This window comes from Coprococcus sp. RTP21428st1_C9_RTP21428_210409, assembly GCF_040227395.1.
Lineage (GTDB): Bacteria > Bacillota > Clostridia > Lachnospirales > Lachnospiraceae > Coprococcus > Coprococcus aceti.
In genome coordinates this window covers 1-9,655 of record NZ_JBEHVV010000093.1, presented here as the reverse complement: position 1 = coordinate 9,655, position 9,655 = coordinate 1, and the positions used below count along the sequence as shown (strand labels likewise).

The 9,655-nt window shown below is 43.6% G+C and carries 9 protein-coding genes; 8 read left to right on the top strand and 1 reads right to left on the bottom strand.

Annotated elements, in window-relative coordinates; all coding sequences use genetic code 11:
* Nucleotides 1-225 precede the first annotated feature (225 nt).
* From ABUA34_RS13055 to ABUA34_RS13040, 4 genes are all read left to right on the top strand, one after another.
* Nucleotides 226-561, top strand: coding sequence for a helix-turn-helix domain-containing protein (locus tag ABUA34_RS13055; protein WP_015534229.1), 336 nt, complete (start codon nucleotides 226-228; stop codon nucleotides 559-561).
* Nucleotides 562-658: 97 nt separating this feature from the next.
* Entirely contained in the window at nucleotides 659-2,560 is a 1,902-nt protein-coding gene (locus tag ABUA34_RS13050) for an HD domain-containing phosphohydrolase (protein WP_349823453.1), read from the top strand.
* A gap of 19 nt (nucleotides 2,561-2,579) precedes the next feature.
* Nucleotides 2,580-4,919, top strand: coding sequence for an ATP-binding protein (locus ABUA34_RS13045; protein ID WP_349823452.1), 2,340 nt, complete (start codon nucleotides 2,580-2,582; stop codon nucleotides 4,917-4,919).
* 147 nt (nucleotides 4,920-5,066) lie between these two features.
* A complete protein-coding gene (locus ABUA34_RS13040) occupies nucleotides 5,067-5,558 on the top strand; it encodes a S24/S26 family peptidase (RefSeq protein ID WP_349823451.1) in 492 nt (163 codons plus the stop codon).
* A 138-nt stretch (nucleotides 5,559-5,696) separates the two neighbouring features.
* Here ABUA34_RS13040 and ABUA34_RS13035 read toward each other — a convergent pair whose 3' ends face one another.
* On the bottom strand, nucleotides 5,697-6,992 hold the full coding sequence (locus ABUA34_RS13035) for a serpin family protein (protein ID WP_349823450.1): 1,296 nt from the start codon (nucleotides 6,990-6,992) through the stop codon (nucleotides 5,697-5,699).
* 287 nt (nucleotides 6,993-7,279) lie between these two features.
* Between ABUA34_RS13035 and ABUA34_RS13030 the strand changes: the two genes are divergently transcribed.
* The 4 genes from ABUA34_RS13030 to ABUA34_RS13015 form a co-directional block, all read left to right on the top strand.
* Nucleotides 7,280-7,687: a DUF4186 domain-containing protein gene (locus tag ABUA34_RS13030; RefSeq protein ID WP_022215784.1), complete on the top strand. Its 408-nt coding sequence runs from the start codon at nucleotides 7,280-7,282 to the stop codon at nucleotides 7,685-7,687.
* Between the two features lie 517 nt (nucleotides 7,688-8,204).
* Nucleotides 8,205-8,459: a helix-turn-helix domain-containing protein gene (locus tag ABUA34_RS13025; protein WP_015534224.1), complete on the top strand. Its 255-nt coding sequence runs from the start codon at nucleotides 8,205-8,207 to the stop codon at nucleotides 8,457-8,459.
* A gap of 231 nt (nucleotides 8,460-8,690) precedes the next feature.
* Nucleotides 8,691-9,095, top strand: coding sequence for a MerR family transcriptional regulator (locus ABUA34_RS13020; protein WP_004850681.1), 405 nt, complete (start codon nucleotides 8,691-8,693; stop codon nucleotides 9,093-9,095).
* Nucleotides 9,096-9,116: 21 nt separating this feature from the next.
* Nucleotides 9,117-9,655, top strand: a 539-nt coding sequence (locus ABUA34_RS13015; protein WP_349823449.1) for a 1-deoxy-D-xylulose-5-phosphate synthase N-terminal domain-containing protein, incomplete at its 3' end; no start/stop codon positions are given.

Below are 9,655 nucleotides of genomic sequence, written 5' to 3'. Positions count from 1 at the left end.
TGTACAATACAGGATAGCATCCATGTGTTCAGCCTAGTTCATAAATATGTGTCCAGGATTCTGGGTACATATCATTTTAACCTGTGGTTTATTTGTGTTATAGTATCTGTAAATTCCTTCTGACATATTTTATTATTAGTGTTCGGGATATTGACCCAGTTATAAGACTATTGGAGATATTGGTAGTCAGATAGTTTATAGCATTTACAATGGGAGGTATCATTTATGACACAGAACAATTTTCCAATGATCGACCTTTGCGCAACAGGTAAGAGGATCAAAGAAGTGAGAGAGCAGAAAGGAATCACCGTAAAAGCATTGCAGGCATTTCTCGGGTTCAATGAACCTGTATCGATCTACAAGTGGCAGAGGGGCGAATGCCTTCCTACATTTGACAACATGTATGCAATGGCCTGCCTATTCGGGGTAGGGATTGACGACCTTCTGGTGGGAAACCGCCAGGAGGTTGTTTTTGTTTGCGCGCCATGGCGCGCTCTAACGGGTGTAATTTATCTCTGGGGACGGAGGTGGCGGACCCCTCAGACCCCATTAAATATTTGATTAATGTTGGTAGTGTGTTACAATTGTAGCTATATGTAAGTATAAACTTGAGCTGATCTGGGACCGGAATAATGTACGTGAAATGGGGAAATTCGGTATGAAGAATGTAAGCAAGAGGCAGTATATACTGACGCTGATAGTGAGTTTTGTGGCGATTGTGGTACTGTCGTTATGTACGATCATGACATTTTATAGGAAGTCAGTGAATGATACTCTGGCTTTGGCGGCAGAGACTGTGAAGCAGGAGCAGGAATATATGAATTCGTATCTGAATCGAGCTGTGGATGCGGTGGAAGTTACGAAGATCACTGTGGAGCATATGATGAGAGAAGGCCAGTCGGGGCAGGATATACTGAACTTTCTCACGAATGAATCAGCTTATTATCTCCAGGATATAGATGCGGCGTTCACAGGTGTATATGGCTTTATAAACGGCGAATATCTTGATGGCACAGACTGGGTTCCCGACGATGATTATGTTCCTCAGGAGCGGGCATGGTACAAGGCAGCAATGGCGGCAGACGGCCAGCCAACCCTGGGCCAGCCGTACATCGATGCGCAGACAGGTGATATTCTGGTGTCAGTTAGTCAGTTACTCTACGATGGTGAGAGCGTCATATCTCTGGATGTAACTCTGGATCCTATACAGTCAGAGACGGAAAAAATCAAATTAAATGGTCAGGGATATGCATTCATCTGCGACAAGTCAGGCTTGGTGATAACCCATTCAGACAAGAAAGATGTAGGACAGGACTATACTCAGGGTGAAATGTCTGTACTCATGAAGGGCATAACGGACAATGACGGCGAACCATTTCAAACGGTTGTTGATGACAAGAAGGTGACGGTTTTCAGCTGTTCCATAGTTGATGAATGGTATGTGGTCATGGTCATCACAAATGAGAAGCTGTACCACGGAATAAGAAAACTGATAGGCTGTGATATAGGCGTTGGAATAGTTTTATATATAATTATAGTGTTCTTCTGCACCAGATCCAAGAATAGTACGGATGCAATCATGAGCCAGCTCGATGAGACAAATAACGAACTCACAGACCTGAATAATATGGTCATGCAGGCATTTGCCAAGACGATAGATGCAAAGGACAAATACACAAAAGGCCACTCCGTGCGTGTTGCCAGATACAGCCGTGAGCTGGTGAAGCGGATGGGCGGAACGATCAGGGAGCAGGACGAGATATATCAGATAGCACTGCTTCATGATATGGGCAAGATACGTATTCCTGACAACATAATCAACAAGCCGGGAAGACTTACGGATGAAGAGTTCTCCATGATAAAGCTTCACTGTGTAAATGGATACCATATTCTCAAGAATATAAATGCATTTCCGGAGCTGGCGGTGGGCGCAAAGTATCACCATGAGAGGTACGATGGAACAGGATATCCAAGTGGGCTGAAGGGAGAAAATATACCAAGGTGTGCAAGAATCATAGCGGTGGCAGACAGCTATGATGCCATGACATCCAACCGAAGCTACAGATACGCCCTGCCACAGAAGATAGTGCGCGATGAGATGGAGAAGGGCAAGGGCAGTCAGTTTGATCCGGACATTGCAGAAGTCATGCTCAGTATGATTGATGAGGATGAAGACTACAACATGAGACAGGTCGAGAAGATGGTCAGCAATATCCTCGTTGTAGATGACGAGAAGATAAATATCAGACTTATAGAGAATATCTGCAAAAACGAGCCCCTCTACAAGGTCATTGCGGCTGAGAGCGGAAAGCAGGCCATAGACATAGTGGGAAATCAGCAGATAGACCTGGTATTGCTCGATATCGAGATGCCAGACATGGATGGATTCCAGACGCTGGAAGAGATACGAAAGATCACAGACGTACCGGTCATATTCGTAACAGCTTATAAGGATTATAAGCTGATAGAGAGAGCGAGACAGATGGGGGTTGAGGATTATATTACGAAGCCGTTTCTTCCAATAGTTTTCCTTGAGACCTTGTACGGAGTTATCGGTTAAATACAGATGGGGGGACACTTTGGGGAAGATAGTAAATGAGAAATCAGATAAAAAAAGTTCAAAGGCTGTACCTTGGAAGAAGATGCTCAACAATGATACGGACATGCAGCTGCTTCTATTTAATATAATTACAGGTGGAGGCACCGTTGGCGGGATCATCAGCTTTATAGCGAGCCTGATCATCAAAACTCCACTTATACAAGATGTTGCCATATTGACCGCGTTGGCTGTGCTCGGCATATGCATTTACCTTGCAAATGCAAAAAAGATGGTGAGACAGAGTGCTATAGTGATCGTTTTTGTTATAACTTTGGTGGCATTTCCGATGATGTTCTTCACCTCGGGCGGAGCGTACAGCGGTATGGGTTTCTGGTTTGGCTTAGGCATGATATTCTCATTCCTTCTGATAGATGGCATGTTTTGCTATGTCATGCTGGCTGTCCAGATCATAATGGTGGTTGCATGTTACATAGTCTCGTATAAATACCCAGAACTGGTGATCCCATTGGCAAATGAGAGAAGTGTGTATGTAGACATGCTCCAGAGCCTTATAATATTCGGCATAGTTATCGGATCCATAGTGAGATTCCAGAATGCCGTATACAAGTGTAAACTAGAGGAGATAGAGCAGATAAATGAGGAGCTTACCAGAGCGAAGGATGATGCTGATGTGGCGAACCATGCCAAATCCGAGTTCCTTGCGCATATGTCCCATGAGATCAGGACTCCGCTAAATACCATAGTGGGGATGAATGAGATAATAATGAGAGAGACACACGAGGAACAAACCATGAAATGTGCTAGGGATATACAGAGCTCAAGTGATATCCTGGTAGATCTGGTTAGGGATGTGCTGGATTTCTCCAAGATAGAATCGGGCAGGATGGAGATAGTCAATGAGGAATATCATTTCAGCCAGCTGCTCAGCAATGTGTTGTCTGTTATGGAGTCCAGAGCAAGACAGAAGAATCTGGAGCTTGATGCCGAGGTTCAGGAGACTTTGTACAATGATCTGAAAGGCGATTCTGCCAGAATATGCCGGATCCTGATAAATCTTATTGGAAATGCTGTGAAGTATACGAAGAAAGGTTCGATCAGAGTGACCGTCCATATGGAGGATCATGGTGCAGATCCCCGTAATGTGGAACTGGTCATGGCTGTTCGTGATACTGGAATTGGAATAAAAGAGGAAGATCAGGAGAGACTTTTCAAATATTTTGAGCGGCTTGATCTGTCGAATAACCGATCTATAGAGGGGACAGGACTCGGGCTGGCCATCACATATCACCTTGTGGAAATGATGGGTGGAAGTATAACCTGCCACAGTAAGTATGGACATGGAACTACATTTGTGGTAAAAATCAGCCAGGAACGTCTGTCCGATGAGAGAATAGGTGATTTTAAGGACAGGCACAGACAGTATATGAAGGAGAGAAAGACGTATAAGAGCAAATTGTGTGCCCCGGATGTCAGTGTTCTTGTTGTGGATGACAATGTCATGAATCTGAAAGTTATCAAGATGATGCTTAAGCCTACACGTATGAAGGTTTCGACCTGTGCCAGCGGTGCCGAGTGTCTGGAGCTTATAAAAAAGTACAGGTATGATATCATCCTTATGGATCACATGATGCCTGAGATGGATGGCATGGAGACATTTCACCGTGCTATGCTCATGCGCGACAGCCTGTGTGGCAGGAGTACATATATAGTCATGACTGCAAATGCTGTCATGGGTGCAAGAGAGATGTATCTGGCGGAAGGATTTAAGGATTATATCAGCAAGCCGGTGCAGCCGGAGGTGCTGGAAGATATCCTGATGAGATATATACCTGAGGATAAGCTGGTGGATCCGACGGTATGTGATGAAGATCGGGAAAGCCCAACAATGGGTGCCGGAACCGTAGACGAAAAAACAGATGTTATGGGAAAACAGAATAAAGCTACGGAAGAGACTTGCGCGGTAGAAAAATGTGAAAATATGACTCGAGATGGGTTTTCAAAACAGGATTTAGACATATCTTGTAAAGAAGTTCACATTGACCACGAGAAAGGTCTTACATACTGCGGGGGCAGTGAAGACTTTTTGAAAGAAATCATATCAATGTATGCAGCTGACGACAAGCGCGCAGAGATACAGAAGGCTTATGATGAAAAAGATTGGGACGGCTACAGGATATTGATACATACGGTAAAAAGTACATCCAGAACGATCGGAGCCATGGAGCTGGGCGATGAGGCGCAGGAGCTGGAGAAAGCGGTTAAAGAACTTGATGTGGATATGATCTGCAAGATGCATGAGAGTGTGATGGCTTCTTACTCGGCTGTACTTGACTGGTGCCGTGTGACAACCGCTCAGTAGGTCCGATATTTTCACAAGACGATAGAATGTAGAACATAGTGCACATATGCAATATTGCAATATGCACAAAAACAGATTACTAATACATGAATACTTGACATTTTCCCATATAATAATACGTCATTATGATATACAATATTGTATTATTTGAAAAATGGGGGAGACCAGACAATTGTTAAGCAGACAGCCCCGGCATCCATACATGAGAATGATGTCATATCATTTTATTCATCGGATCCGGCTCTTTCTGGTGCGGTAAATACACATAGAGTTGTCTCGATAGAGACGGATGGTAATAATTATAGGTATATTACAAAGGGCGACGCCAATAATGTGGTGGACCGTTATGATGTGGACTCAAGAGACCTGCTTGGCAGGGTGGTGTGGTCGTCACTCATACTTGGCAAGATAGTGAGGCTTGTGTCTAACCCACTTATATTTGTACCCATAATTCTTGTTCCGCTTGCCATTATACTCATAGCCAACCTAGTAAAGACTGTATCCTATGCAAGAAAGATAGCAAAGGATGAGGAGGAAGCAGCCGTAAAAGAGGCGATCCAGTATATACGGGAGAAGAATCTCAGAGAAACAGGTGACACGACAGAATCCAATGAGAATTCAGAGAGAAAGTCGGAATAGCGGGTCTATAGAAAAAAGCACACAAGATTTTGAGATCTTGTGTGCTTTTTTGATATTCGCAAAGAAAAGTGAAAATGTTCCATTTTTTGCGAGTAAAAGCTGCTGAAGCAAGTCCTGGTATGTGTCGATAATCAAAAATTACAGCGAATTCACCCTGCCCATGAACAGGATCATGCCAGTGCTCTGATCTTCAATCACATACACAAATGGCTTGTCCACAATAAAGTTATATGTTTCCTCACTTGGCATCATTGCTGTTTCCTTGATCATGATGTCTGTCTCTGCTGCGGCCTTGGTTCCGTTCTCGTCCACAATCACCTTTGCTTTGTGGTTGACTGATGAAACGGCTATGCCATCGGCGATCTTGGAGAAGTCAGCACTCTCCGAATATGCCGACTGGATTCCCATGTTTTTCAGAATGTCGTCAAGACCGTCGATACTCTGCTCATCTGTGAATTTTGGGAGCTGGAGTGTATCGATCTCTACGTTGTTGGCATTATCCAGAGAGTCGATGAGCTTCTGTTTTTCTTCGTTGCTTAGTTTGTCAAAGAGTTCATTTATGTCTCCGTCATCGGCGGTTGGCATGAACACCTTCATGACAACATTGTCGCCGTCGTATGGAAGAGTGATTCCTTTGATCTCACCGTTGTCCATGTATGTGAAGTGCTCACCGTAGAGATGCATCATATCAACAACGCTTTCCTTGTCGGTTCCGTAGAAGCTGCTCTGAAAAGTTTTATCCTCGGTAAAAGGAGTATCCCATTTCCCCTCGAAGTAAACTGCGTTTATGAGCATCATCACGGTTCCACCAGGAATCTCCTTTAAGATTTCAGGGATCATCTTGTTAGTGTTTGTGCTGACCCAATTGTTGACATTCTGTACAACTTTGTCCGGCTGACCGTTGAAGTCTGCTTCATACACCTCACCTGAGTAGTAATCTTTGGCAGGTGTAAGGAAATCCTTTTCTATGTCAGCTGACCAGGATGTATCCTTGTTCATCCATACTGAATTTGCTGTGTTGACAAATGTATTCTGTGACCAGTCTTTTGACAGATATGTCTTCATTTCAGCATTCCACTCGTCAAGATCTGTTATGCCGAGAGCATTTTCGAGCTCTTTTTTTGTTGCACCGTTTGCACCTACATCCAGCATGGACAGTGCACTTGAAATGCTGTAAGGCGAGTAAAATATGTTCTCGTCAGCTGGAAGTGCAGAATACATATTCATAGAGAATTCATTGATTCCGTTCTTTAGCTGGTCAAATGATGTTATATCCGTTTTGACCGAAGTCACAGTGATGTTGTCAGTGAGGGAAGTGACCGACGAATCAGTTTTGGTGTGACCGGGATTATTCCCCGGTGTATTTGTGCCGCAGCCGGCAAGACCTGCACACATACAGGCGCTGAGTAGTAATGCTGTCATTCGTTTTTTCATAGTTGAAACCTCCTTATTGTAAAGCCCATCGTATCGTCCCGATGATTTATTGTAACTGGTATATCGTCAACTCTCAATATATATACGAGTAGCAAGAGTTTTTTTATGGACTTTTTTCAACAAATTTTTATATGAGAGGTTTTTATATTAGATTCGTGAGACAGTGAACAATGAACTTGGAAAATGTACGGATTAGATATATATTAGACACAGAGGCTTAATCAGCTTCTATAATCAGTTTTCATACGGAGGAAATACGATGACACTTATAAATGGAGATGATAGGGTTGACAAAGGAAGAATGGTACGCCCGGCTTTTTGAGCGTCTGGGAAGGTCGAAATTTCGCAGTGGATTTCATTTGACACAGAAAGATATCGACTATATACATGAAAAGGGGCTGGATACCATAAGACAGCATGCACGGGATTTCATAGCGCAGAGGGAAGCTCCGGCATTCATACCAAATGACGGAAAGCAGACTCCCATGCGGGGACATCCGGTATTTGTGGCACAGCATGCGACGGCTACATGCTGCCGGGAATGCATACGTAAGTGGCATACATTTGCCCCGGGAGTGGAGCTTGGTCCAAGACAGCAGGAGTATCTGGTGGATGTTATCATGACCTGGATAGAGAGGGAGCTTGAAGCAGCCGGGGATAAAATAATTTTATACCAGCGGTGTAATGACAAATAATTATATTTGTGGTAGAGTACAGTTTAGGTGGTCAAATAAAAGAAGAAAATCAGGACACACCAATAAAAAATGACTTAGGAAAAGGAACCCGGAAGGGTAGTCAGGAAAGGAAAGAATCATGTTAAGTATAGTTTTCGCTAAATACATAACCCGAGAGTTTAATAGTGATGTGGCAGGGAATACTTTACATACAGATGATAAGCTGCGTGAACATATGTACTCATATGGTACAGGGCGAGAGCGTACGGAACATGATCATACAAATATGCTGACCTGAATGATCTGAGCAAATACATAACAGATCAGATAGGTTTCGATAGACTGAGATCAGCCAGATCTATCAGCATTTATAGATTGGAATCATGATGTACGAAAAAGCGTCCATCCATGTGAGTATTATAGAAGTATTCATGTGGATGGGCGTTTTTTGCGTGTTTTTTAACTCGTCTTTGTGAAGAAGAAATCTGTCACAATTGTAGCAATGCAGATGAGATGAGAATTTTGGGAGGGAAGTATTATGTGTAATGTACCAACAATTGACATGACAGGAACAGGCAGAAATATTGTGAAGCTTAGACAGAATGCAGGTTTTTCTGTAAAGGATCTGCAGGATATATTTGGATTTGCCACTCCAAATGCGATATACAAGTGGCAGAAGGGTATGGCTATGCCAACCGTAGACAACCTGATCATTCTGGCCGCCATCTTTGGTGTAACAGTGGATGATATCATTGCAGTAAACATCTGCTCGACAGTTGGAATCAGTGCGTAGCATAAAAATTTACATATTCATGTATATAAAGGCGGACAGCGGTAACTACGTTGCCCGCCTCTTTTATATCCTGTATGGGGTCAGGCACCTCCGTCCCCATAAGGGGTGAAAATTGGGGGTTGACTTGGAGTGAGCTCCAAGTGATATATTCAATGTAACATATAGGTATTGTGTGAGTGCATATAGCTATAAATAGAAAGGTTTTCTTGAAATTAGGAAAGAGGTGGCAATATGACTATCAAAGAGGTAAGTGAAAAGTTTGATATCACCGCTGATACGCTCAGGTATTACGAGAGGGTCGGGCTTATCCCTCCTGTAGCGAGAAATGCCAGTGGCAACAGAGATTATCAGGAAAAGGATGTCGATTGGGTTGAACACACTGTATGCATGAGAAATGCTGGTGTTCCGATAGAGGCGCTTATTGAATATGTAAAACTGTTCCAGATGGGAGATGCTACATTTGGCGCGAGGCTGGATCTCCTTAAGGAGCAGTATGAGAAACTTGAGGAGCAGAGAAAACAGATTGAAGCCACCATGGATAGATTACATTACAAGATATCCAAATATGAGGAGGCCGTGAAGACCGGCAAGCTTGTATGGGACGGGAAAATTACCGATGGCGAATGCACTATGTAAAAACAGGAGGATAAAGAAAAAATGTATATTGAAAATATCAACGGACCACAGGATGTAAAGAAACTGACAGTAGACGAGATGGGAACACTTGCAGACGAGATGAGACATGCACTTCTCATCAGAGCCAGCAAGCACGGCGGACATTTTGGACCGAACTTTGGTATGGTTGAGGCAACCATAGCACTTCACTATGTATTTGAGTCACCTAAGGATAAGATTGTGTATGACGTGTCACACCAGAGCTATCCGCACAAGATGCTTACTGGAAGAAAGGATGCATACCTCTATGAGGAGCACTATGATGATGTGACTGGTTACAGCAACCCGCATGAGAGCGAGCACGATTTCTTCACGGTTGGACATACCTCAACATCCATCAGTCTGGCTGCAGGTCTTGCAAAGGCAAGGGACCTTCAGGGCGCAGAGGGAAATGTGATAGCGGTGATAGGTGATGGCTCCCTGTCAGGAGGAGAGGCCCTTGAAGGCTTGGACTACGCTAAAGAACTGGATGGCAACCTCATCATAGTTGTAAATGACAACGATATGTCCATAGCTGAGAA